The following is a 22,450-nucleotide window of genomic DNA, read 5'->3' on the forward strand; positions in this document are numbered from 1 at the left end:
TATTATTTCTTGGTCAGTATCGCCGCCATTTTCTTGATGCGGTCCGCCAATTTCTCACTTGTCAGTTTCTCGCGTAACCTATCAGTGATTATCGGAAAGGAAAACGGAGTATGGCCCTTGCATTCCTTCCAAATGATTTTTTGCGTGGCGATCCTTTCCAGGGCAATGCGCAACCGGCCTTCTTCCAATTGATGCTCAAAAGTCTCGGTAAAGGCTTGTTGAAACAACAGATTATCGGGTTCGTAATCGCGGAATACGTTGAAAAGTAGGCCCGAGTTACTTTGAAGATGTTTCATTTTGATTCCCTTGTGCGGATATCCGGTAAAGACCAGGCCACTGATTACGGCAATGTCGCGAAACTTTCGCCTTGCCATTTCGGTCGAGTTCAAACTTTTTTGCAGGTCGTCCAATAAATATTCCTTGGAGAATAGATCGTTGTCGATAACCTGTTGCATATCGATTTTTTGATCTGACAGCAGTTCGAACCCATAGTCGTTGAAAGCTAGTGAAAAAGTAATGGGGGAAAGCAGGCTTATACGGTAACCCAATAGGCTGCCCATAGCCTCGTGCACAAAACGCCCCTCGAACGGATAAAAAATATGGTGATGGCCGTCATCGGTCTCAAAGGTCTCGATAAGAAATTCATCGGGTTTGGGCACGATACTCTCGGATCGTTGTCGGTCGAACAAATGCTTTAATGATTTTATTTCGGGTGATTGGTCTTTGTTGTTCAGACTTGCCGAATACAGTTCGTTTCTGAGAAGTTCCGACATTTGGGCCGAAAGGGTCAGGCGGCCACCCATCCAACTTGGTACCTTGTTTGTTTTTTTGGTCGATTTGCGAACGTGCACCTGCATATCCTTGATACGTATGAATTCGAGATTTCTCCCTGCAAATGTGAATACGTCACCGGGTGTCATTTTAGAGACGAAAGATTCCTCAACGGTACCGATATACCCTCCTTTTTGATACCTGACCGTTAAATTGGCATCCCCTACGATCGTGCCTATTTGAAAGCGATGCCGCATGGCGACCGTTCGGCTATTGACCTTGAACACTCCTTTTTCATCGATCTCGACTTTTTTATATTCGTCATAATGTTGAAGACTTTGGCTTCCTAAAACCAAGAAGTTCAACAGCCATTGCCATTGGTCTTTCGAAATGGCCTGATAGCAGAATGTTTGTTTGACCTCTTCGAAGATTTGATCCGGATAAAATCCATCCGAAACGGCCAAGGTCGTCAAATATTGGAGCAATACGTCGAAAGTGTTCAAAAACGGAATTCGGTCTTCGACCGCATTCTGCCGTACGGCTTGCTGCAACGCAGAGGCTTCGACCAATTCTATGGCGTGCGTGGGCAGAAAATAAATGACACTCTCCTTGCCAGGTCGATGTCCGCTTCTTCCCGCTCGCTGCAGAAAGCGGGCCACACCTTTTGGTCCGCCTATTTGTACCACGGTTTCTACCGGGGCGAAATCGACCCCAAGATCTAGGCTCGAAGTGCAAACAACGGCTTTCAGGCTTTCATTACGGATGGCCTGCTCTACCCAGATTCGGGTCTCTTTATCGATGCTACCATGGTGCATGGCGATTTCGCCCGCAAATTCCGGATGTTTTTGCAGGATTTTTTGAAACCAGATTTCGCATTGGCTACGGGTATTGGTAAAAAGCAGGGTCGTCTTGCTTTTGTTGATTATGGGAACCACATCTTCCAACAATCGAATACCGAGATGCCCACGCCATGGAAAGGTTTCCATGGATTCCGGAATGATGCTCTTGACCGTTATTTTTTTGTCGATTTCAGCCTTGATCAAAACCGAATTTTCAAAAGCCGGCGAATTTGGCCCCAACAATACCTGTTTGGCCTGTTCCAAGTTTCCAATGGTGGCCGAAATGCCCCAAATGCGCAGATTTTTAGACACTGCTTTGAGACGAGACAGTCCAAGTTCCATCTGTACGCCGCGTTTTGTGCCCAACAGTTCGTGCCACTCGTCAACGACTATAGCTGAGCAATCTTTGAGCATTTTGTCATACCCCTTAGAGGCCAAAAGCAATTGCAGACTTTCAGGGGTGGTGATCAAAAGGTCTGGCATTTGTCTTTTCATTTGCGCCCGCTCCTTGGTCGATGTATCCCCGGTACGTATACCGACGGTCATCTGTGTTCCCAAATCGGTCGTGACACGCTCGGCGGATTGTTTGATTTCCAGGGAAAGTGCCCGCAAAGGGGTAATCCAAATGGCTTTCAATCCCTTTTGATACTTGGTCTTGTACTCCGGATTTTTCTTGATGTAGTTAAGCACAATTGGAAACCATAGTGCATAGGTCTTGCCGCTTCCTGTTGGGGCATTCAATAGCCCATGCTTACCTTGTAAAAAGGCCTTCCACGTATCTTTTTGGAATTTGAACGGTTTCCAATTTTGGGATTGGAACCATTGCTCGGCGATATTAAAAAGCTCTTTTTGGGTCATTTACCGCTATTGGGCTTTTGGAAAGTTACTGATAATAAATAATCAATATGATCCTCGAAATAACCTTCAAAAAAATTATCTTTGCAGTCGATAAAATACCAAAAATATGTCGATCAAAGATCTTTATGACAGTAATTCATCGAACAATAACCTTGCCCATTTTGGAAGCCTCGCCAGTTTGGCCGCGGTCGATGGTGAAATCGGAGATGAAGAAATGGCGGTTTTAAAACAGTTTGCCCATAAACTACAGATTACCGATGCAGAGTTCAAAGAGGTGATGAAACAGGAAAACAAGTACCCGATCAACCACCAAGTGAGCTACGAAAAGCGATTGGAACGTTTTTATGATCTTATGAAGATAATCATTGCCGACCATGAGGTGAGCGACAATGAAACGGTACTTTTAAAGCGATATGCCATAGGGTTGGGTTTTCCAAATGACAAAGCGGACAAGCTCATCGAAAAATCGGTTGCCATTTTTACCGGAAAAATCGCTTTTGAAGACTTTATGTATTTGGTAAAATGAGGACCAAAAAAAATCGTACAATAGAAGGAAAGGAAGCCGAGGCTTCCTTTTTTAATGGTATTTATCTAAAAACTCTTGAAGTTTTTCAACCATTTTTCGACTTCCGCAGAAAAAAGGAACTCTTTGATGTAGCTCGGTAGGTTCGATGTCCAAAATCCGATTTTTGCCACCTATGGCCATTCCGTTTGCCTGTTCGGCAATAAAAGCCATGGGGTTGCACTCGTATAACAATCGTAATTTACCGCTTTCGGAAATACTGCTTTTCGGATACATGTAGATACCGCCCTTGATCATATTTCTATGAAAATCGGAGACCAGCGATCCGATATATCTTGAAGTGTAAGGCCTATCGCCCTCTTCTTGTTGACAATACTTGATATAGTCTTTTACGCCTTGGTGAAAATGTATGTAATTGCCCTCGTTCACCGAATAGATTTTACCCGTCTCCGGAAATTGCATGTTCGGGTGCGATAGGTAAAAAGTACCGATCGCCGGATTCAGGGTAAATCCGTTGACACCATCGCCCGTGGTATACACAAGCATGGTCGATGTTCCGTAGACCACATACCCCGCAGCGACCTGTTGGTTGCCGGGCTGTAGAAAGTCTTCTAGAGAGACCGGAGTGCCCACAGGGGTAACACGGCGGTAAATCGAAAAAATCGTGCCGACGGAAACGTTGACATCGATATTCGATGATCCGTCCAAAGGGTCGATCAAAACAACATATTTGTTCTGATGTTGTTCATCGTTGCTGTTTATAGTAATAAAATCATCCTCTTCTTCCGAGGCTATTCCACATACGATTTCCCTGTTCTTTAAAGTCTGTATAAATTTGTCGTTTGCGAGTACATCGAGTTTTTGTTGGTCTTCGCCTTGAATATTGGTATCGCCGGCAGCGCCCAACACATCGACCAAGCCAGCTTTGTTCACCTCGTGGTTAACGACCTTGGCGGCCAATCGAATGGCGTTGATCAGTTTTGATAATTCCCCCGAGGAGTACGGGAAAGAAGATTGGTTTTCGATAATAAATTCCCCTAGGGTCTTATTTTTCTTGTTGATCATGTACCGATTGTTAATTTGCATACAAATATCGGGTATTTTGTGAAACTACAATGATTGTGGTTTTGAACCGATTTTTAAATTTATAACTTTGTGTTTTATTTGTAACAATAATGGATTATAGAATTCGAGAGGCCACCGTAGCCGATATGCCTCAAGTTCTCAAACTGATTCAAGAATTGGCCACTTTTGAGAAAGAAGGAAATGCCGTCGAAGTGACGGCACAAGATTTGATCAACGATGGTTTTGGCGCTAAAAAACTGTTCCATTGCTTTGTGGCCCAACAAGATGATGAAATCGTGGGAATGGCCTTGATATACCCAAGATATTCGACTTGGAAAGGACCTATTATCCACCTCGAAGATTTAATCGTTACCGACCATATGAGGGGCAGTGGTCTGGGTACTGCTTTGTTGAACGAAGTTGTCAAATATGGCGCCGACCTTGGGGTAAAGCGCATCAACTGGGAGGTTATCGACTGGAACGAACCTGCGATAAGCTTCTATGAAAGTAAAGGGGCCAAAGTATTGCGTGATTGGGATGTCGTACAGTTGGACGAAACGGGAATCAAAAATTACCTAAAAAATATATGAGGATATTTAAGTTCGGAGGAGCATCGGTAAAAGATGCCGATGGAGTTAGAAATCTGGCCAAGGTCTTGGATCAAGTGGGCCATCATAATACCTTATTGGTCGTCTCGGCCATGGGAAAGACTACCAATGCCATGGAAGCCGTGGTCAACGCCTATTTTGAAAATGGGCAAAGTTTGCCTTCGGCCTTGCAAGATGTAATCAACTACCACGATGACATATTGAACGGACTTTTCGAAAATGCATCCCACCCCATTTATGACAGGGTAAAATCGCTGTTCGATGAGGTCCATGGGTTTTTGGCCTGGAACAAGTCGCCCAAATATAATTTCGTCTATGATCAAGTCGTGGGGTATGGTGAATTGATCTCGACGACGATAATAAGCGAATACCTCAACGAATCGGGAGTCTCGAATACTTGGCTCGACGTTCGGAATCTTATCAAGACCGACAACAGCTATCGCGATACGACGGTCAATTGGGAAAAGACCCAGCAGAACGTTCAGACAAAGGTCGATCGTAAAAAATTCAATATTACCCAGGGATTTTTAGGAAGTGACGATAATAATTTTACGACAACACTGGGCCGTGAAGGCTCCGACTATACCGCCGCGATCTTAGCCTATTGCCTAAATGCCGATTCGGTGACCATTTGGAAGGACGTGCCCGGTGTACTGAACGCGGATCCACGGTATTTTAAAGAGACGCAACTTTTGAACAAAATATCATACCGAGAGGCGATCGAGTTGGCTTTTTATGGGGCTTCGGTCATACACCCCAAAACATTGCAGCCTTTGCAGCAAAAAGAGATTCCACTTAATGTCAAATCGTTTTTGAATCCTAAAGACCCGGGTACCATTGTCGGCAAAGGAATCGGCATCGACCCCAAAGTACCCTGCTTTATCGTAAAAAAGAACCAGGTCTTGATGAAATTGTCCTCATTGGATTTTTCCTTTATCGTAGAGGATAGCATAAGCGAGCTTTTCAAAATGTTGCACGATCATAAAATGAAGGTCGACCTGATACAAAATTCGGCGATCAGTTTCTCGGTCTGTGTTGACAATCGGTTCGGCAGGTTGGAAGAATTGCTTGCCCTCTTGAAAGGCAGGTTCAAAGTCGTACATCATGAAGGGGTGTCATTATATACCATTCGCCACTTTACCAATGAAGCGATAGAAAGCCTGCTCAACGGACATGATGTTTTGCTCGAACAACGCGGCAAGGAAACTTTGCAATTGGTGGTCAAATAGCTCATCGTCCAAATGTTAAAATGGACTTGAACTCTCGTGTTTTTCCTATCTTAGCCTTTATCTAATTTAAAAACCGTGTATGGGTTTAGTGACCGCAAAAGAGGTGTCCGAGGCAATAAATCTTGACAAGTACGGGATCTTAGGCACTTTTTTGGCGTGGGTATTGATGAAGGTCACAAGAATATCCAGTATCAATCGATTTTATGATAGAAACAAACATTTAGAAGGGCCTGAATTTCTAGATGAGATCTTAAAACATTATGAAATCGATTTTGAGATTCCGGAGGATGATTTTCGACGTCTTCCGAAAGAAGGCCCCTACATAACCATTTCAAACCACCCTTTGGGCGGAATCGATGGGGTTCTCTTATTAAAACTTTTGGTGGCCCTGAGGGGTGATTTTAAGATAATCGCCAATTTCTTATTGCAGCGTGTCGGGCCGTTGGCCCCTTATATAATGCCGGTGAATCCGTTTGAGGACCGCAAGGATGCCAAAAGCAGTTTGGCAGGGTTCAAGAACGCCATTCAGCATATTAGGGAAGGCCATCCATTGGGAATTTTCCCAGCTGGCGAAGTTTCAACCTACAAAGATGAAAAATTGATCGTCGATAAACCTTGGGAAGAGGCCGCATTGAAGCTGATAAGAAAGGCCGAAGTCCCGGTGGTACCCATTTATTTTCACGCGAAGAACAGCAAACTTTTTTATCGGTTGTCGAAAATCAGCGATATCTTTCGCACGGCGAAGTTGCCTAGCGAGCTCTATACACAGCGAAACCGCCCCATCAAGGTACGTATTGGCCAACCTATTTCCGTTGACGCGCAGAAAGAGCATGAGACCTTGGAGGATTTTACCGAACTTTTGCGCAAAAAAACATACATATTGGCCAATGCTTATAAAAAAGAGCGGTTGATCGATCAAATACCGGGTACCCTTAAAATTCCCAAACCACAGAGAAAGATAGTTGCCGCAATACGTACTGAGGTCATACAGGGAGAAATAGAAAAACTTCGTGAAAAAGATTGCCGCCTTTTGCAAAGCAAAAACTACGAGGTTTTTCTGGCCCAGGCGCATGATATGCCATTCATTTTAAAGGAAATAGGCAGACAGCGCGAAGTGACTTTCAGGGCCATAGGCGAAGGCACCAATAACGCCATAGACCTTGACATTTTTGATGAGTATTACCACCATCTTTTTCTTTGGGACGATAATGAGAAAGCAATCGTAGGAGCTTACCGAATGGGCATGGGGTCCGATATTTTCAAGCAATATGGCATCGACGGATTTTATTTGCAAGACCTATTCCGTTTTGAGCCCGAGCTTTTCCCCATGATGGAAAAATCGATAGAAATGGGCAGGGCCTATATCGTCAAAGAATACCAACAAAAACCGATGCCCTTGTTCTTGCTTTGGAAAGGAATCGTACACACTACTCTACGCCACCCGGAACATAAATATCTGATCGGGGGCGTAAGTATAAGCAACCAATTTTCAAACTTTTCAAAATCGTTGATGATCGAGTTCATGAAAAGTAATTATTGGGATCCCTATGTCGCGCAATATATTCGCCCGAAGAAAGAGTTCAAGGTAAAACTGAACGATGCCGACAAGGAGTTCGTATTCGACGAAACCGAAGCAGATCTGAACAAGTTCGATCGTTTGATCAATGAGGTCGAACCCGGCGATCTTCGATTACCGGTACTGATTAAAAAATACATCAAGCAAAATGCCAAGGTGGTCGCTTTTAATGTCGATCCACTCTTTAACAATTCGGTGGACGGGCTGATGTATATCAAGATTTCCGATTTGCCTGAAAGTACCGTAAAACCAGTTATGGAAGAATTTCAGGCCGAACTCGAACGCAAATTTGCCGAAGCCCAAGACAGTACCGGCACTTAAATCCGTTCGTTTTTCAAAAAGCTTTTGCAGAATTCCTTTATCTGATTTCGGGCCTTTAAGAACGCCGCATGTTTTTCTTCTTCGCTTCCCTCCACTTTTGAAGGATCGAAAAAATTATGGTGAATGCGCTTCGCATTTTTCGAAGGGATAAAAGGGCAGTTTTCCTTGGCATGGTCACAAACTGTTATGATAAAATCCCATTCGATTCCCGAATATTCATCGACATGGTTCGAAGTATGCGTAGAGATATCGATGCCATCTTCGCCCATGATGCCCACCGCACCTGGATTCAGACCGTGGGTCTCGATACCGGCACTATAGATTTTGGCCCTGCCGTTGGCTAACTTTTCCAAATAGCCATGGGCCATTTGACTTCTGCAAGAATTGCCGGTACAAAGCACTAATATGTTTTTCATCGCTACGATTTTAGTCATTCCCGTGAAGGCGGGAATCTTTCTTATTGGTTTTCAACTTTGTTCAAAAATGCCAAACAAGAGGATATTAGATCCCCACAATCGTACTCCTTCTTTCATAGAGCAGATTGTCTTTCCAGACACCGTCAAGATTTCCGACCCGTTCTCTTTTACCAATATATCGGAAGCCCACCTTTTCATGCAACCGGATGCTTCCCTTGTTTTCAGGAAATATTCCCGATTGCAAGGTCCATAATCCTTCTTTTTCACTTTCCCTTATCAAGCTTTCCATTAATAATTCTCCTACCCCCATTCTTCTACTATCCTTTTCGATATAGACGCTGACCTCGCCAACACCCCCATAAACGCATCTGCTAGAAACCGGCGAGAGTGCCGCCCAGCCTAAAATCTTATCTTCTTTAATCGCGACCAACCTACATGATTTCATGTGGTTTGTATCCCATGACCCATAGTCGGGAATATCTTTTTCAAAGGTCGCGAAACCTGTGGCAATGCCGTCGGCATAGATTCTGGAGACCGCATCCCAGTCACTGGCCATCATTTCACGTATACGCATTTCTTACAATTTAGCAACACCCACCGCCCGGAGCACAGCATTCTTCCGATACGGCCTCCTTTAACACGGGAACACCGCAGACTTCTTTCGCCTTACAGTCGGTTTTTTCAACGCCTAGTTTTATTACCAACCTATCTTCAGATATCATATGATCGTTCACAAAAAGTTGGGCCGTATGAAAATTGTCATTGCTATATTCGAATTTAACTTCGACATCTTTTTCCATAGGTTTCATTTTGTCAACTTTGTTCAAAATACCCAATGCCTTAAAAGTGGACATATACTCTCGTTTATTCTTTTCTGCAGGACTTTCCCATAATTGTATTACAGTCTCTTTCCAATGATCGGTTCTTGCGCCGCAATCTACCGACTCGATGGTAACGTTCTTAACTTCGGTAATATGATAATTGGCCCCAACGTAATGCCCTTCGTTATATTCAAAAACGAGGCTTTTGTTTGGGTTTTCTTTCAATAGCAGTAAAAATTCCTGTGTTTTCATAGTGATGGTTTTAACAACAATTATATTTCGTTTTGTCAAAAAAAGAATTCAAAAGTCCTTGAATCTCCTTCCATTTTTTGAGGTTGATACAATAGCAAATTTTTTTGCCCTCGATTTCACCTTCGATCAAGTCAATACTTTTCAATTCTTTTAAATGTTGGGAAATAGTGGGTTGCGCGAGGCCGATTTCTTCTACGATATCATTACATATACAGGAAGGCTGTGTACTTATATACTGTAGAATCGCAATGCGACCAGGATGCGCCAATACCTTGAAAATGGCCGCCAATTGGTTTTGATCAGTATCGAAAATCTGTGTCTTGGTAACTCCCATTATTATATTTATATATTGCAATATTACGATAATAAATTAAAATAAAAAAACCGGATTTTTGCATCCGGCTTTTTCTTTAGAACCAAGGTTTTCTACCTACCTGATAAGTGTTGTAAAACTCTTCGTCAGATTTGGTCAAATAGATGATGCCTTCTATGAGGCCTATTAGCATCGGTATGTATATCAGGAAAGCACCTATTACAAGACAAACAAGCACCCACGATATTAAAGTAAAGCCAAGCAAAATAAAACCTTCTTTTTGATAGCCCAAAATAAATTTGTGTACGCCCAGAGAACCCAAGACAATGGCAAGGATCCCTGCCAATATTTTCTTGTTTTCGCCTCCGGCGCCGCCAAAAGCCTCTTTGGCGCTTTCAGTAAATTCATTGGCCGTCTTTTTGGCCTCTTCGGCAAAATCGCTGGCCGCCTCTTTGGCGTCTTCGGCAAATTCACTCGCTTTCTCCTTGGCATCGTGCGCAAACTCTTTGGTAGCCTCTTTGGCATCCTCGAATTTTTCACTGGCCTTTTCGCCTAGGTCCTTTGCTTTTTCTTTAGCGCTGTCGAACGCATCCTCGGCTTTATCGGCCAGGTTTTCAGCTCCTTCTTTAGCACTGTCCATAGCATCATCTGCCATGTCGTCCAAATTTTTATTGTCTTCTGACATCTTTCTTGATTTTGGTGGTTAATACAGTACTAAATGTAACAAATATTCAGGTTCTAAAGAAACGCCTTGTCGATTGGTTCCCAAAGTTCAAGTTTATTGCCTTCAGGGTCTAGAATCCAGCCAAATTTACCATACTCGTATTCCTCGATTTCGCCAACGACCGTTACCCCTTCTTTTTTCAGAACATCAAGTAGTTCAATCAAATTTTCGACTCGAAAATTCATCATAAACTGCTTTTTACTCGGATTGAAATAGGAGGTGTCATCATTCATCGGACTCCATTGGGTAGAACAATCGTTACCTTCTTTGTCTTTCCACCAAAAGGTCCAACCATATTGATCTGTAGGAATGCCCAAATGCGTTTTATACCAGTCTTTCGTCTTGTTCGGGTCTTTACACTTGAAGAAAAATCCGCCCAGTCCTGTTACTCTTTTTTTCATCTATTAAAAATTTGTATTAATCTGAAAATGACTATAATCAAAATTTTCTGCATAGATCAACCGCTGCGCTTTCGCGTAAAAAATTTAATTATTTCGGTTGGTACACAAAAAATTAAATTTGTTTATGCTTATTTCTATTCGCTCCCGAAAAGTCGGAAACCGTTATTTTTTCTTTATATTTTTTTCATAAAGCGCCACCCAATCATCGACGGTCATTTTGGTGCACAACTCCTTTATCAAGTCATAAGGAATATCATCCATAGCCTTAAAACGGATGCAACTTTTGCCCATATCCAATTTGCGCTTACAATGTTTGGGGTACTCCCCGACAAACCAGTCATACAATTTCGGGTCCGCATAAATACCTGAATGGTAGAGGGCCACAAAATTCTTTTGTGAAGCCAAATTCATAAAGGGCAATGGTAATTTAGTGTCACAGTGATATCCGTCAGGATAAATGGAATGAGGCACCACATAGCCCAACATACCATAGCTCATCTGCTCTTCGAACCCTTTAGGGATATTTTCAAGGATGATTTTTCTGATTTTCGAAATCACGGGTCGCCGTTCCTCTGGAAGTTGGCTCACATAATCGTCAGGTGAATTTGCCTTGTACTGCATGTTATTTCTATTTGCGTTGTAAAATCAATGCCGAAAGCAATGAAATTATAAAACCTATGACAAAAACCATCATCGACATTATGAAAAAATGGGCCAGCGGATTCGAGAACATTTCCTTTTCCGATGCCAGTTCTTCTTTTCGGATTTCAAACTCCGCTGCAGGTAAGGAACGGGCCTGCTCAAGCATTCCATCATAATAATCCGTCATAAAATCAGGATTAACGAACTTAACATAGATAACATCCAAGAGGCCGAAAGCCAGGGATGCCATAAGACTGATAAAAATACCCACCAAAAGGGCCTGTGCAAAACTAACCGCACCACTATTTTCCTTATCGCGAAAATGTTTTATACCAAAGTACACGAAGAGCAATGAAACGACCATCGACGAATAGCCGATGATTTCACCGAGCGTGTTGTCAACAATATCAATAAGAGACCATATAATAACCGATAATGCACAGATGGTGATAACGCCAAAACCTCCGTAGCGCAGAATTGTCTTTTTCATTTTAATGTATTTGATGAGATGGATAAAAATAACCGAGCTCCCGAAAATTAAGCTCATACTAAAGTACCGAAATGACAATTTCGGTCAAATTAACCGCATTTCCTTGGCCTTTTGAATGGCCTGCGTCCTTCGTTTGGCATCAAGCTTTACGAATAGATTTGACACATGGGTCTTGATCGTACTTTCCGAGAGGAAGAGTTTTTCGCCTATTTCCTTATTAGACAGCCCTGAGGCTATACCGTTCAAAACTTCAAGCTCACGTTTGCTCAGGCCAAATTCCCTGATTTTCTTGGAATCTATATTTTTTGGTTGGGAAGCATCCTTGGAAAGACTGTTCTTGTTAAGAAAAATGCCGATGAGAAAAAACACAATGGCGATTACGGTAATGATCAATTCTACCGAAGCATCACCTGAGGCATGGGCATACTTGCTTAGTTTGAACAGGCAAAGTAATGCGATTACCAAAGCGGCAAAGACAAAAACCGTCTTTTTCATGACTAAATTTAGCAAAATTCCGATTTGACTTTTTCAACTATGGTCCGTGCCAGCTTTTCCAGACTTTCCATGGTCCAGCCTGCAACATGTGGGGATAGTATTACGTTTTCCGCGCAGATGAGGTATTTAAAGGCTTCGGGAAGTTCATTGTCGGCAAACATGTTTTCAAACGATGATTTCTCATACTCGAGCACGTCCAAGCCTGCACCGAGGACCTTGCCCGATTTCAGGAATTTCACCAAGTCTTTGGTAACGACACATTTGCCCCTCGCCGTATTCAAAAGCCATATCGGTTTATGGAATTTCTGTAAAAATCCTTCATCGACCATGCCCATGGTAAGCTCGGTTTGCGGCACGTGCAAGCTCAGCACATCGGTCTTTTGGTGCAGTTCCATAATACCGACTTGCCGCGCATTTTCATCTTCGACACCACCCACGATATCATAACAGATAACCTCGACATCGAAACCTCCAAGTTTTTTGGCGAAAGCCTTGCCCATGTTCCCATAACCGATGATTCCCACGGTCTTGCCATCAAGTTCAAACCCTCGATTGCCTTCGCGGTCCCATTTTCCCGAACGGACTTCCCTATCGGCCTTGTTCAATTTGTTCAACAAAGCGAGCAACATGCCCAACGTATGTTCACCTACCGCATTGCGATTTCCCTCAGGGGCTGCGGCCAAAAAAATACCTCGCGATTTGGCGTACCCCACATCTATGTTCTCAAGCCCCGCACCGAGGCGTCCTATAAATTTTAAATTGGAGGCCTTTTCCAAAAAAGGTTGATCTATCGAAAAGCGACTGCGGATGATGAGTCCGTCATATTCATGGATTTTTTCTTCGATTTCCTTTTTTGAGGATTCGTAGTCTTCATAATTTTCAAATCCCAAGGAATCGAATTCCTCAATGATCAACGGATGGTTGATGTCGACATGCAAAATCTTCATTCACAGCTATATTTTCGGATAATGGGTTTGTGTCACTTCGTGTTGTATGTTGCCCGTATGGGCGGTATCCTGTTTTTCGAAAAGCAATAGATGTACTTCCTCGCCGTCTTTGGTCATGGGGTTATGCTCCACCCCTTTAGGAACCACGATTAACTCCCCTTCCTTTACGACCTCCGTCCGGTCACGAAATTGCATGTACAATGTGCCCTTTACGACCTGGAACAATTCGTCCTCGTTTTCATGGGCGTGCCAAACGAACTCGCCCTTTATCTTGGCCAAGAGCACGTGCATATTATCAACGACCGCTATTTGATGCGGATGCCATTGCTTTGTAAACGCTGCGTGTTTTTCTTTAATGTTTATCGGTTTCATAGGCTCGTTAATAGGTGAATTGGATTAAATTCCCAAAATCAACTTTGCGATCAAGAAGTAGATAAGAATGCCAAAGATATCATTGCTGGTGGTAATAAAGGGTCCTGTGGCAATGGCGGGGTCAATGCCTCTTTTATGAAGAAAGAGCGGGGTAAAAGTGCCTATAAATCCCGCTACGACAATTACGGCGATCAACGAAATCGATATGGCCAAAGCGGTCATGAAGCTGCCCTTCCAAATCCACGTGAATAGCAAAAGAAGCGCTGCCAAAATAAGGCCATTCAAAAGTGCCAACAGCATTTCTTTGATCAAGCGATCGCCAATACTGCCCTTTATATCATCGTTCGCCAACCCTTGCACGATAATCGCACTTGATTGCACGCCAACATTACCCGCCATGGCGGCAATCAGCGGGGTGAACAGAAAGAGTACCGTGTACTTTCTGAACATTTCTTCAAACCCGCCCATGATAACAGCTGCCGCGGCCCCTCCGAATAGCCCTAGAATAAGCCAAGGAAGACGAGCTCGGGTAAGGTCCCAAATACTATCATCGGCCTCGACACCTTGTGAAATACCCGCTGCCATTTGATAGTCCCTGTCGGCTTCCTCACGAATGACGTCGACGATGTCGTCTATCGTAATTCGGCCGACAAGCCTGCCAATTTCATCGACTACAGGAATTGCCTCTAAGTCGTACTTGCTCATAATCTTGGCCACCTCTTCAGGCTTCTCGTTCACATTGACCGAATCGACCTTCGGTATATAAACCTCACTGATATGGGTTTTCGTCGAGGTCGTCAAAAGGTCTTTTAATGAAAGTCTCCCTTTCAGCCTATCATCATTGTCCACTACATAAATGGAATGAACCCTTGTAACATCTTCGGCCTGGACACGCATTTCTTTCACGCATTTAAGAACATCCCAATTTTCGTTGACCTTGACCAACTCTTTGGCCATAAGTCCGCCTGCGGAGTTCTCATCGTAACGTAAAAGATCAACAATATCCTTGGCGTGTTCCTTATCCTCGATTTCCGAGATAACCTCTTGAACGATTTCCTTGGGCAACTCGGCGACAATGTCTGCTGCATCATCCGTGTCCAATTCTGCAAGTTCCCCGGCAATCTCCTTGGAGGACAAGTTGGCCAAGATGGCTTCACGAACATCTTCATCGACCTCGGTAAGCACGTCGGAAGTCTTGTCACTATCGAGTAACTTTATCAGATAGGTCGCCTTTTCGGTATTCAGCTCATCGATAATCTCGGCGACATCGGCAAAATGCACCTCATCCATGAGCGTCACCAAACTGGCGTCGCTCTGGTTTTCGATCAGCTGTTCGATTTCAGCCAAAAGCTCGTCTGTGAGTTTAAAGGGTGTCATTTGCTATTTTCTTCGCAAGGTCGATAAAATCTGACACTGGCAATTGTTCTGGGCGAAGGGCAAAGATAGCATCTTCTTTGAGATTTTGTGATAGCCCGAATGTTTTTAGGCTGTTGCGAAGGGTCTTTCGGCGTTGGTTGAACGCGGTTTTGACAACTTTGAAGAACAGGTTTTCGTCACAGTGCAATGTAAAATTTTCCTTTCTGACCAAATGGATAACACCCGATTCCACTTTAGGGGGAGGATCAAAAACGGTAGGCGGTACAGTGAACAAATACTCGGCATCGTAAAATGTTTGGACCAAAACCGAAAGAATGCCGTAAGTCTTGTTTCCCGATGCGGCGCAGATGCGTTGGGCCACTTCTTTTTGGAACATACCTGAAAATTCGGGTATCCGGCCTTTGAATTCCAACATCTTAAAAACGATCTGGGTAGAGATATTATAGGGAAAGTTGCCGGTAATGGCGAATTGGGCATTACCAAAAAGCGTTTTCAAGTCATATTTTAGAAAGTCGGCTTCAACGATCTTAAAACTGCCATTCGACTTTACGGCTTCAGGATGTTCCAGCAGAAAATTGTTTTCGAGGTAAGCAACGGACTCGGAGTCGAGATCCATGGCCACAAGGTCAATGTTTCTCTGCAATAGGTATTTGGTCAAGACACCCGTGCCCGGGCCGATTTCGATGACGCTCTTAAAGTCTTTTAACGAAAGGGTTTCAGAGATCTGTCGTGCAATTGACTCATCTTTCAAAAAGTGCTGGCCAAGGTGTTTTTTGGCCCTTACGGGTTGCTTTGCCCACTTTTCAGAACCCTCACTTGAAAAATTGCCGCTGGCTCGTTTTCGTTTTTTTGCCATACCCAAAGTTAAAGGTGTTTAGCAACATACAACCAAGCTTTTTTACCCGATTTTAATCCGACCCTAATTCTTTTATAAAAATCTCCCTCATAGTCATCCGCATTCGCCAAATCGGTTTCGGTAACCTCATATACCATTCCTGATATACGATGCGACGAATCTTTGGTCTTCAAAAGAGCCGGGTAGATTCCGTATGCCTTATTTGGTGATAGGACAAACCCCGTTACCTCATCAGGACAACCCGATAAGGTTTTTTGAAAAAGTACATTTTGCACGTCATGTTCCTGTAGCGTACCGTAAGAGAAAAGGTACTCCATTTAATGCTCGCTAATGATTTCAAGTTCTGTACGGAACGAAACAAATTTACCAGCGAAAAGACGTTGCGCATCTTCACGAAGTCTTGGTGCATCTTCACTATAATATTTGCCCAAGGTTTCCTTGTCTACCGTGGTGAACTGTACCGAATAGGTTATTCCGCCCATTTCTTCCTCAACCAGTACTTTACTCATTTTTGCACCGAGAAATTTTCCCGTTGCCAAAACATCGGGTATATGGATTTCTTGCATCCATTTCAGCCATTCATCATGGACTGATTCCTCTATGTTGGTAGTTACGTTGTATATGTACATTTTTAAGGTTTAAATTCAATTTCGAACTCAAATGCAAACAACAGGTTCAAATACGATTTTAGAATCCATTTTTGAATTTGTTCTTGAACTTGGGTCTGTCTTTAATTAATGGAATCTCCCCTGAGTATCCTGAAATTCTTACGCGCTTGTGGAAAATAATAACTATCCTGATAATTATAGATTATTTTTTCATAATGCGTTTTGGCCTTTTCGGGTTCGCCCAACACCTTGCGATAAAGTTCGGCCATGGCAAAATGGGCATCGTCGGCCAAAATGCCGTTACCGTAGAATTCCGTTATTTTTTGATAATTGAACAGGGCGGCCTCATAGTCCTTAGTACTTTCCAGCAGTTCGCCCTGCTTCAACAAGGTCTCGTCCTCGATTTTTTCGCCCTTGTGATTCTGCAAAATAACCTCTAGCTCATCGATGGCTTCCTTTGTTTTATTTTGGTAGGCCAATAAGTCTGCACGGGCGTATTTTTTTAAGGCCGTCTGTGTGGAATCTTCCAACGAATTGTCAGAAATCAATAGGCTCAATTGCATGGCGTCGTTGGCGATCAATTGAGAGGTCGAACTTCTCAATACTTTCAACTGGGTCAACGCCCAATCGAAGTCGCCTTTGTAAAAACTGGTCTGCGCCACTTTATAGCGCGCATTCTGGCCAAGTACATCATTTTTCAATTTTTTCTGTATCTGTGAAAAATAGATCAATGCCTCATTGAATTTTTTATCGTATACCAAGATGTCGCCCAAGGCCATTTTAATATAGGCCAACCCTCTTTGGTTTAAGGGCAGTTCCATACTATTCTTCAAAATCTCTATTGCGGGTTCGGGCGTATCTTTTTTAAAGGTCAAAAAATTGGCATAGGCCACTTGCAATTGCAATGTACGGCTCTTGTACCCATGGATCTGGACCAAATCTTCATACTTTTTCTCTATTTTGTCCAGAGAAGCCGCATCGAAATCCATCAAGTCGATATCGATCAAATTCAATTGGGCGTTGAGCTTGGCAACCTCATCTTTGCCATTTTCAACGATGAATTCATAGATTTCGGTCGCCGCCAGCACCTCGTTCTCTTTTAAGGCCAAATCGGCCAGCCCTTCCAGCCTTTGAACAGAATTGCCATCTGTACGTTTGAAAATGGCCTTTTCTTGTCGAAATGCACTTTCATATTGCTTCTGTTGCACAAAAAGCCAACTGAGAATGTCGTTCCATAATATGTTCGGGTTCCGCTGTGCGTTCTGCAGTAAAATACGTTTTAGCTTGACATTGTTCTCGTTTTCAGGGTCTGACGAAATAAAATCATCGATACTTCTGAGAATATTCGATTTTGAGACTTTGCCATCTACGATAAGTTTTAGGTATGCCTCGTACATTCTTGAGATATCGCCCTGTTCACCATAAATTCTGGCAATCTGATAATTATAATCCAACTCCGGATTTAATTCCATAGAACGCTTAAAGGCTTTTAGCGCATAATCGAGAAGGGCATATTTTTGAAATTTAAAGCCAAGCCCGTAACCAAAATTCGGATTCTCTTCAATTTTGGAAAGTGCCTTATCATAAAATTCATTGGCCTTACCTGGGGTATCCTGTAAAGTATAATTATACCCCAGTTCAACGAGCAACGTCGGATATGGATTACCTGTCCGTATTCTATCCATTAAGAAATTCTCGGCGTCCAAATAGCGCTCCAATTGTTGATAGCAGGCAACCAGCCCCTCGGCATAATCGGTACGCCTTGGGTCTTTTTCGACCAATTTTTCATAGAAGACGGCAGCCTTTTCAAACTCACCATCATTGAAATATTGTTTTGCCAAGAAATCATCTTGGGCCAAAGTGGACGATAGAAGTACGAGGTACGAAATAAAAAGTACAATGAACCGCATTGTCCAAAGATAACGTAGAATAGAAGATTTTGGTGTTAAGGTGGTCTTAATCGATCACATCGAATCCGCAATAGGGCACCAAAACCTTTGGAATCTTTATACCGTCGGCCGTCTGGTAATTTTCCAAAATGCCCGCCAATACTCTTGGAAGTGCCAAAGAGCTACCATTGAGCGTATGGGCCAATTGGCTTTTTCCATTTTTGTCTTTGTAGCGCAATTTTAAGCGATTGGCCTGATAGGTCTCGAAATTGGAAACCGAGCTTATTTCCAACCAACGGTCCTGAGCGGTGGAAAAAACTTCGAAGTCATAGGTCAAGGCCGAGGTAAAACCGAGGTCGCCCCCGCAAAGTCTTAGAATTCTATAGGGAAGTTCAAGTTCGCGGAGTATGTTTTTCACATGTTCAACCATACCGTCAAGGGCCTTATATGAGTTTGACGGATGTTCGACACGAACGATCTCGACCTTGTCGAACTGGTGCAGACGGTTGAGTCCGCGTACATGGGCCCCATAACTTCCGGCCTCGCGTCGAAAGCAAGGTGTGTAACCGGTATAACAGATCGGAAAATCTTTTTCGTTCAAAATTTCGTCGCGCAACAAATTGGTGACGGGTACTTCGGCCGTCGGAATCAGATAGAGATTGTCTTCGCCGATATGGTACATTTGGCCTTCCTTATCGGGCAACTGCCCGGTACCAAAGCCTGAAGCTTCGTTCACCAAATGCGGTACCTGCATCTCGGTATATCCGGCCTCAGTATTCCTATCCAAAAAATAAGCGATCAGGGCGCGCTGTAAACGTGCACCTTTGCCCTTGTAGACAGGAAAACCCGCCCCGGTAATTTTTACACCCAGTTCAAAATCGATAAGATCAAATTTTTTGGCCAGTTCCCAATGTGGCAGTGCATCGGTATTCAAGGTAGGTATGTCGCCTTCCCTAAAAACCTCCTCATTGTCTTCTTCCGTGTTTCCCGATGGCACAAGTTCGTGGGGCACATTCGGTATTTGGTACAACACATTTTGCAGGTCTTCGGCCGTGGTGTTCAACGTTTCCCCCAATTGCTTCGATTCTTCCTTTAGGGCACCCGTTTTTTCCTTTAAAATGTTCGCTTCGTCTTTTTTTCCGCTTTTGAACAATCCGCCTATTTCTTTTGACAATTTGTTGCTTTCCGCTAAAACGGTATCAAGACGTGCCTGGGTCGAACGCCTTTTTTCATCAAGCCTCAATACATTGTCCAACAATGGGGCCGCATCAATGTTCCGCTTTCCCAGCGCCTTGATGATTTCATCCTTATTATCACGAATGACCTGTAACTGTAACATTGGTATTTGTTATATGAAGGGCAAATTTAAGGTAATCCGATGATTTAAGGCTTATATTTATCCTTCACGTAGACAAAAAACCTCTTATGATCTTTGAACATTTTGCACTCAACGTAATGAATGTTGACCAAGTCGTTGCATGGTACATCGAAAATCTGGGACTAAAAGTTGCGGTCCGAGAAAATGAACCTCCTTTCATGACATTTTTGGCCGATTCTTCCGATCGCGTTATCATGGAATTATACCACAGGCCCGATGAGTCTATAACGGATTTTGCAAACCAACACCCGCTCACATTTCATGTGGCCTTTATTTCTGAAAATGCACAAGAAGATAGGGTTCGCTTAGAAAAACAAGGTGCTTCGTTTTTTGAGGAAGTCAAAAAAGAGGACGGCAGCCATTTGGTGATGCTTCGAGATCCCTGGGGCATGCCCTTGCAATTATGTCAACGAACGGTCAAGTTTTGAGTCGCTAATCCAATTTTGAGGGTAAAATCCATTCATTATGGCGAACATAACTCCAGGGGGTATTGGCCAAATCGACTTCTGGATCGATAAATTGTTCATAGGGCCTGCCATTGATACTTATCTTTGATTTTACATGAACCGCTATATTCTTGCCCTTTTCGGCATAATCTTTTTTTAACTTTTGGGCGAACTGCCAAATAAAATCAGGATAGGCCTGAAGTCTGCGCTTTTGCTTTTTTGTGACATAGGCATCTAGGTCGATATTGTAGGTTTCGCCGGTTTCGGAATCCGTGACCGTGAACTCGGTCACACCGCTTCTACTTCTCAACATCATTCGCCAGCTCAAACGATGGCCCTCTTCCGTCCATAATACATCGTCTTCAATAAAATGGTGCCTTATCGGTAATATGAACTGGATCAGAAAATAGCTCGCGCCCAACAAGATCGCCATGTTCTTATAGGGCGGAATCTTAACCTCGTTCGATATATAGGCTTCTTTCTTCTTCAAGAAAATCTTTCTTATGGTTTCGGGTTCAAAAAAGAACACCGTAAAGGCCAAGGAGAGATACGGGAATATACCTATTTGAAAGACTATCGAATTGAACAAATGAAAAAAGATAGAAGTGATGAAGGCGATTTTACGGGTCGGCTTCCAAAGGAGTGCGGGAACGATCAGAAGATCAAAGAGAATACCAAATGTACCGATTATCTTGTGTACCCAAGTTTCCTGCAAAAGCGGCCCTATCAGAGGGTAATCGGCCTTGTTCAACATCAGGATCTCTATGATACCGAAGTCGAGCCAGTCGCCATACAGCTTTGCTATCGATGCGAATGTATATACGATGAACAACTGAAGTACGATGATCCATTTGACGTAACTGAACATATAGTTTCGCTTCAACCTAGGTAGCTTTTTCGCATCGCTGGAATATGCCCGGTGGGCAGGAAAAAAACACATGAACAACGAAATCAAGATCAAGAGATAATAATGGTTGTTGTACGATGATTTCTGCATAAGGTATACACCTGTCCATAGTACGGTAAAGGCGATAATGCTGAAACGATATTTATAGCCAAAAGCAATGCAGATACCCAAAGTACCCATTACGAAAAAATAGAAATACATACCCCAACCGGGTAGCGGCTGTAACCATTCAAAACCGATAAAGGTAAAGGTAAATTCGGGCTCTACCAGTGTACGCCTTATCCATCCGGTCATTATCGCACCATAGCATTCAAGTGCGACGAGTACTCCGAAGAACATTCTAAAAATCAATAGGGGAGCGTTGTCGATCTTGGTAAAAAGCAACTGTCTCAACATCACTTTGAGATTAAAGCGATTGCGTTTTCTTTGTCTTTCATCAACTGTTGACGTAGTGCTTCGACCGATTCGAATTTAGTTTCGTTTCTGAGGCGATGCAAAACATTGACCTGAATTTCTTGCCCGTAAAGATCTGCCTCGAAATCGAAAAAATTGACCTCTATGCTTCTTTGTTCATCATCTGCGACAGTGGGGTTGAAACCGATGTTCATCATACCGTGAACCCGTTTTCCGTTCAAAAGTGCTTCAACAGCATATACCCCGTTCTTGGGTATCAACTTATAGGTCTCGGGAATATGTAAATTAGCCGTTGGAAAACCTATCTGTCTGCCGAGCCCCCTGCCCTTGATAATCGTTCCGGTCAGCATATAGGCATATCCCAAATATTGATTGGCGACCAAAACATCACCATTTTCCAAGGCTTTTCTAATTTTTGTGGAACTAACCGAAACATCGTCGATTTCTTGGGCCGATATTTCCTCCACTTCAAAACCCAAAGTGCTGCCAAAAGCCCTTAGGTCGTTAATGTTCGCGGTTCTATTTCTACCAAACCGGTGGTCGTAGCCAATGATGATTTTCTTCATACCCAGCTTGTTTACCAGATTATCGCGAACAAATTGGGTCGCCGTCAATCTTGAAAATTCTATGGTAAACGGGTGGACTATAAGGCAATCGATACCCAACTGGCCCAGAATATTGGCTTTTTCGTTTATAGTGTTCAGTAGTTTGATATCAGAATCTTTTTGCAACACCATTCGTGGGTGGGGAAAAAAGGTAAGAACTGTGGATTTCAACCCAAGTGCTGCAGCACTCTTGGTCAAACGGCGCAAAATTTCACGGTGCCCAACATGTACTCCGTCAAATGTGCCTATAGTGAGCACGGTGGAATGCTGTTCGTCGAATTTGGTTATGCTTTGGACTGTTAGCACG

The 22,450-nt window shown here is 43.2% G+C and carries 26 protein-coding genes; 5 read left to right on the forward strand and 21 right to left on the reverse strand.

What is annotated here, in order from left to right; genetic code table 11:
- Nucleotides 1-2: 2 nt before the first annotated feature.
- A complete protein-coding gene (locus tag ACEZ3G_RS04300) occupies nt 3-2,468 on the reverse strand; it encodes a ligase-associated DNA damage response DEXH box helicase (protein ID WP_432424212.1) in 2,466 nt (821 codons plus the stop codon).
- A gap of 106 nt (nt 2,469-2,574) precedes the next feature.
- Here ACEZ3G_RS04300 and ACEZ3G_RS04305 point away from each other — a divergent pair, with 106 nt between their 5' ends.
- The gene (locus ACEZ3G_RS04305; RefSeq protein ID WP_432424213.1) at nt 2,575-2,994 is read left to right on the forward strand and encodes a TerB family tellurite resistance protein; all 420 of its coding nucleotides are present in this window, start codon (nt 2,575-2,577) and stop codon (nt 2,992-2,994) included.
- A 51-nt stretch (nt 2,995-3,045) separates the two neighbouring features.
- On the opposite strand, the gene fbp is transcribed toward ACEZ3G_RS04305, so the two are convergent.
- Nucleotides 3,046-4,053, reverse strand: a complete 1,008-nt coding sequence (fbp, locus tag ACEZ3G_RS04310; protein WP_432425144.1) for a class 1 fructose-bisphosphatase — start codon at nt 4,051-4,053, stop codon at nt 3,046-3,048.
- A gap of 113 nt (nt 4,054-4,166) precedes the next feature.
- Here fbp and ACEZ3G_RS04315 point away from each other — a divergent pair, with 113 nt between their 5' ends.
- The 3 genes from ACEZ3G_RS04315 (at nt 4,167) to ACEZ3G_RS04325 (ending at nt 7,790) form a co-directional block, all read left to right on the forward strand.
- Entirely contained in the window at nt 4,167-4,646 is a 480-nt protein-coding gene (locus ACEZ3G_RS04315) for a GNAT family N-acetyltransferase (protein ID WP_432424214.1), read from the forward strand.
- Entirely contained in the window at nt 4,643-5,893 is a 1,251-nt protein-coding gene (locus ACEZ3G_RS04320) for an aspartate kinase (RefSeq protein ID WP_432424215.1), read from the forward strand. Before ACEZ3G_RS04315 ends, ACEZ3G_RS04320 begins: the two co-directional genes overlap by 4 nt.
- Nucleotides 5,894-5,972: 79 nt before the next feature.
- Nucleotides 5,973-7,790, forward strand: coding sequence for a GNAT family N-acyltransferase (locus ACEZ3G_RS04325; protein ID WP_432424216.1), 1,818 nt, complete (start codon nt 5,973-5,975; stop codon nt 7,788-7,790).
- Here ACEZ3G_RS04325 and ACEZ3G_RS04330 read toward each other — a convergent pair.
- The 17 genes from ACEZ3G_RS04330 to serS all read right to left on the reverse strand — a co-directional run bounded on the left by ACEZ3G_RS04330 (nt 7,787) and on the right by serS (nt 19,732).
- Nucleotides 7,787-8,206 (reverse strand): arsenate reductase ArsC, encoded by a 420-nt coding sequence (locus tag ACEZ3G_RS04330; RefSeq protein ID WP_432424217.1) that lies wholly within the window; start codon nt 8,204-8,206, stop codon nt 7,787-7,789. The genes ACEZ3G_RS04325 and ACEZ3G_RS04330 overlap by 4 nt on opposite strands.
- Before the next feature lie 85 nt (nt 8,207-8,291).
- Nucleotides 8,292-8,780 carry a GNAT family N-acetyltransferase gene (locus ACEZ3G_RS04335; RefSeq protein ID WP_432424218.1) on the reverse strand — a complete coding sequence of 163 codons (489 nt, stop codon included), beginning with the start codon at nt 8,778-8,780 and terminating at the stop codon, nt 8,292-8,294.
- A 10-nt stretch (nt 8,781-8,790) separates the two neighbouring features.
- Complete coding sequence (locus ACEZ3G_RS04340) at nt 8,791-9,279, reverse strand: DUF6428 family protein (RefSeq protein ID WP_432424219.1); 489 nt, start codon at nt 9,277-9,279, stop codon at nt 8,791-8,793.
- Between the two features lie 10 nt (nt 9,280-9,289).
- Nucleotides 9,290-9,613: an ArsR/SmtB family transcription factor gene (locus ACEZ3G_RS04345; RefSeq protein WP_432424220.1), complete on the reverse strand. Its 324-nt coding sequence runs from the start codon at nt 9,611-9,613 to the stop codon at nt 9,290-9,292.
- A 76-nt stretch (nt 9,614-9,689) separates the two neighbouring features.
- Complete coding sequence (locus ACEZ3G_RS04350) at nt 9,690-10,202, reverse strand: NINE protein (RefSeq protein ID WP_432425145.1); 513 nt, start codon at nt 10,200-10,202, stop codon at nt 9,690-9,692.
- Between the two features lie 128 nt (nt 10,203-10,330).
- Nucleotides 10,331-10,717, reverse strand: a complete 387-nt coding sequence (locus ACEZ3G_RS04355; RefSeq protein WP_432424221.1) for a VOC family protein — start codon at nt 10,715-10,717, stop codon at nt 10,331-10,333.
- Between the two features lie 162 nt (nt 10,718-10,879).
- Nucleotides 10,880-11,338 carry a DUF1801 domain-containing protein gene (locus ACEZ3G_RS04360; RefSeq protein WP_432424222.1) on the reverse strand — a complete coding sequence of 153 codons (459 nt, stop codon included), beginning with the start codon at nt 11,336-11,338 and terminating at the stop codon, nt 10,880-10,882.
- Between the two features lie 7 nt (nt 11,339-11,345).
- Nucleotides 11,346-11,849 (reverse strand): DUF4199 domain-containing protein, encoded by a 504-nt coding sequence (locus tag ACEZ3G_RS04365; protein WP_432424223.1) that lies wholly within the window; start codon nt 11,847-11,849, stop codon nt 11,346-11,348.
- 84 nt (nt 11,850-11,933) lie between these two features.
- Nucleotides 11,934-12,344: a response regulator transcription factor gene (locus tag ACEZ3G_RS04370; protein ID WP_432424224.1), complete on the reverse strand. Its 411-nt coding sequence runs from the start codon at nt 12,342-12,344 to the stop codon at nt 11,934-11,936.
- 8 nt (nt 12,345-12,352) lie between these two features.
- Entirely contained in the window at nt 12,353-13,291 is a 939-nt protein-coding gene (locus ACEZ3G_RS04375; RefSeq protein ID WP_432424225.1) for a 2-hydroxyacid dehydrogenase, read from the reverse strand.
- Between the two features lie 6 nt (nt 13,292-13,297).
- Nucleotides 13,298-13,663, reverse strand: a complete 366-nt coding sequence (locus ACEZ3G_RS04380; protein ID WP_432424226.1) for a cupin domain-containing protein — start codon at nt 13,661-13,663, stop codon at nt 13,298-13,300.
- Between the two features lie 24 nt (nt 13,664-13,687).
- Complete coding sequence (mgtE, locus tag ACEZ3G_RS04385; RefSeq protein ID WP_432424227.1) at nt 13,688-15,040, reverse strand: magnesium transporter; 1,353 nt, start codon at nt 15,038-15,040, stop codon at nt 13,688-13,690.
- On the reverse strand, nt 15,027-15,896 hold the full coding sequence (gene rsmA, locus ACEZ3G_RS04390) for a 16S rRNA (adenine(1518)-N(6)/adenine(1519)-N(6))-dimethyltransferase RsmA (protein WP_432424228.1): 870 nt from the start codon (nt 15,894-15,896) through the stop codon (nt 15,027-15,029). The genes mgtE and rsmA overlap by 14 nt, the downstream gene beginning before the upstream one ends.
- Before the next feature lie 8 nt (nt 15,897-15,904).
- Nucleotides 15,905-16,213: a gamma-glutamylcyclotransferase family protein gene (locus tag ACEZ3G_RS04395; protein ID WP_432424229.1), complete on the reverse strand. Its 309-nt coding sequence runs from the start codon at nt 16,211-16,213 to the stop codon at nt 15,905-15,907.
- The gene (locus tag ACEZ3G_RS04400) at nt 16,214-16,525 is read right to left on the reverse strand and encodes a DUF4286 family protein (RefSeq protein ID WP_432424230.1); all 312 of its coding nucleotides are present in this window, start codon (nt 16,523-16,525) and stop codon (nt 16,214-16,216) included. It abuts the gene before it with no gap.
- Nucleotides 16,526-16,626: 101 nt separating this feature from the next.
- On the reverse strand, nt 16,627-18,414 hold the full coding sequence (locus ACEZ3G_RS04405) for a tetratricopeptide repeat protein (protein WP_432424231.1): 1,788 nt from the start codon (nt 18,412-18,414) through the stop codon (nt 16,627-16,629).
- Between the two features lie 46 nt (nt 18,415-18,460).
- The gene (serS, locus tag ACEZ3G_RS04410) at nt 18,461-19,732 is read right to left on the reverse strand and encodes a serine--tRNA ligase (protein ID WP_432424232.1); all 1,272 of its coding nucleotides are present in this window, start codon (nt 19,730-19,732) and stop codon (nt 18,461-18,463) included.
- Between the two features lie 86 nt (nt 19,733-19,818).
- On the opposite strand from serS, the gene ACEZ3G_RS04415 reads away from it, so the two are divergent.
- Nucleotides 19,819-20,199 carry a VOC family protein gene (locus ACEZ3G_RS04415; RefSeq protein WP_432424233.1) on the forward strand — a complete coding sequence of 127 codons (381 nt, stop codon included), beginning with the start codon at nt 19,819-19,821 and terminating at the stop codon, nt 20,197-20,199.
- A gap of 4 nt (nt 20,200-20,203) precedes the next feature.
- Here ACEZ3G_RS04415 and ACEZ3G_RS04420 read toward each other — a convergent pair whose 3' ends face one another.
- Complete coding sequence (locus tag ACEZ3G_RS04420) at nt 20,204-21,520, reverse strand: HTTM domain-containing protein (protein ID WP_432424234.1); 1,317 nt, start codon at nt 21,518-21,520, stop codon at nt 20,204-20,206.
- The gene (locus tag ACEZ3G_RS04425; protein WP_432424235.1) at nt 21,520-22,449 is read right to left on the reverse strand and encodes a bifunctional riboflavin kinase/FAD synthetase; all 930 of its coding nucleotides are present in this window, start codon (nt 22,447-22,449) and stop codon (nt 21,520-21,522) included. The genes ACEZ3G_RS04420 and ACEZ3G_RS04425 overlap by 1 nt, the downstream gene beginning before the upstream one ends.
- Between the last annotated feature and the right edge of the window lies 1 nt (nt 22,450).

The organism is Meishania litoralis, from assembly GCF_042611095.1.
Lineage (GTDB): Bacteria > Bacteroidota > Bacteroidia > Flavobacteriales > Flavobacteriaceae > Meishania > Meishania litoralis.

Bases quoted from the DNA above. Each gene is read 5' to 3' on its own strand.
- ACEZ3G_RS04300 (WP_432424212.1), bottom strand. From the start codon at position 2,468: ATGACCCAAAAAGAGCTTTTTAATATCGCCGAGCAATGGTTCCAATCC.
- ACEZ3G_RS04305 (WP_432424213.1), top strand. From the start codon at position 2,575: ATGTCGATCAAAGATCTTTATGACAGTAATTCATCGAACAATAACCTT.
- ACEZ3G_RS04315 (WP_432424214.1), top strand. From the start codon at position 4,167: ATGGATTATAGAATTCGAGAGGCCACCGTAGCCGATATGCCTCAAGTT.
- ACEZ3G_RS04320 (WP_432424215.1), top strand. From the start codon at position 4,643: ATGAGGATATTTAAGTTCGGAGGAGCATCGGTAAAAGATGCCGATGGA.
- ACEZ3G_RS04325 (WP_432424216.1), top strand. From the start codon at position 5,973: ATGGGTTTAGTGACCGCAAAAGAGGTGTCCGAGGCAATAAATCTTGAC.
- ACEZ3G_RS04330 (WP_432424217.1), bottom strand. From the start codon at position 8,206: ATGAAAAACATATTAGTGCTTTGTACCGGCAATTCTTGCAGAAGTCAA.
- ACEZ3G_RS04335 (WP_432424218.1), bottom strand. From the start codon at position 8,780: ATGCGTATACGTGAAATGATGGCCAGTGACTGGGATGCGGTCTCCAGA.
- ACEZ3G_RS04340 (WP_432424219.1), bottom strand. From the start codon at position 9,279: ATGAAAACACAGGAATTTTTACTGCTATTGAAAGAAAACCCAAACAAA.
- ACEZ3G_RS04345 (WP_432424220.1), bottom strand. From the start codon at position 9,613: ATGGGAGTTACCAAGACACAGATTTTCGATACTGATCAAAACCAATTG.
- ACEZ3G_RS04355 (WP_432424221.1), bottom strand. From the start codon at position 10,717: ATGAAAAAAAGAGTAACAGGACTGGGCGGATTTTTCTTCAAGTGTAAA.
- ACEZ3G_RS04360 (WP_432424222.1), bottom strand. From the start codon at position 11,338: ATGCAGTACAAGGCAAATTCACCTGACGATTATGTGAGCCAACTTCCA.
- ACEZ3G_RS04365 (WP_432424223.1), bottom strand. From the start codon at position 11,849: ATGAAAAAGACAATTCTGCGCTACGGAGGTTTTGGCGTTATCACCATC.
- ACEZ3G_RS04370 (WP_432424224.1), bottom strand. From the start codon at position 12,344: ATGAAAAAGACGGTTTTTGTCTTTGCCGCTTTGGTAATCGCATTACTT.
- ACEZ3G_RS04375 (WP_432424225.1), bottom strand. From the start codon at position 13,291: ATGAAGATTTTGCATGTCGACATCAACCATCCGTTGATCATTGAGGAA.
- ACEZ3G_RS04380 (WP_432424226.1), bottom strand. From the start codon at position 13,663: ATGAAACCGATAAACATTAAAGAAAAACACGCAGCGTTTACAAAGCAA.
- mgtE (WP_432424227.1), bottom strand. From the start codon at position 15,040: ATGACACCCTTTAAACTCACAGACGAGCTTTTGGCTGAAATCGAACAG.
- rsmA (WP_432424228.1), bottom strand. From the start codon at position 15,896: ATGGCAAAAAAACGAAAACGAGCCAGCGGCAATTTTTCAAGTGAGGGT.
- ACEZ3G_RS04395 (WP_432424229.1), bottom strand. From the start codon at position 16,213: ATGGAGTACCTTTTCTCTTACGGTACGCTACAGGAACATGACGTGCAA.
- ACEZ3G_RS04400 (WP_432424230.1), bottom strand. From the start codon at position 16,525: ATGTACATATACAACGTAACTACCAACATAGAGGAATCAGTCCATGAT.
- ACEZ3G_RS04405 (WP_432424231.1), bottom strand. From the start codon at position 18,414: ATGCGGTTCATTGTACTTTTTATTTCGTACCTCGTACTTCTATCGTCC.
- serS (WP_432424232.1), bottom strand. From the start codon at position 19,732: ATGTTACAGTTACAGGTCATTCGTGATAATAAGGATGAAATCATCAAG.
- ACEZ3G_RS04415 (WP_432424233.1), top strand. From the start codon at position 19,819: ATGATCTTTGAACATTTTGCACTCAACGTAATGAATGTTGACCAAGTC.
- ACEZ3G_RS04420 (WP_432424234.1), bottom strand. From the start codon at position 21,520: ATGTTGAGACAGTTGCTTTTTACCAAGATCGACAACGCTCCCCTATTG.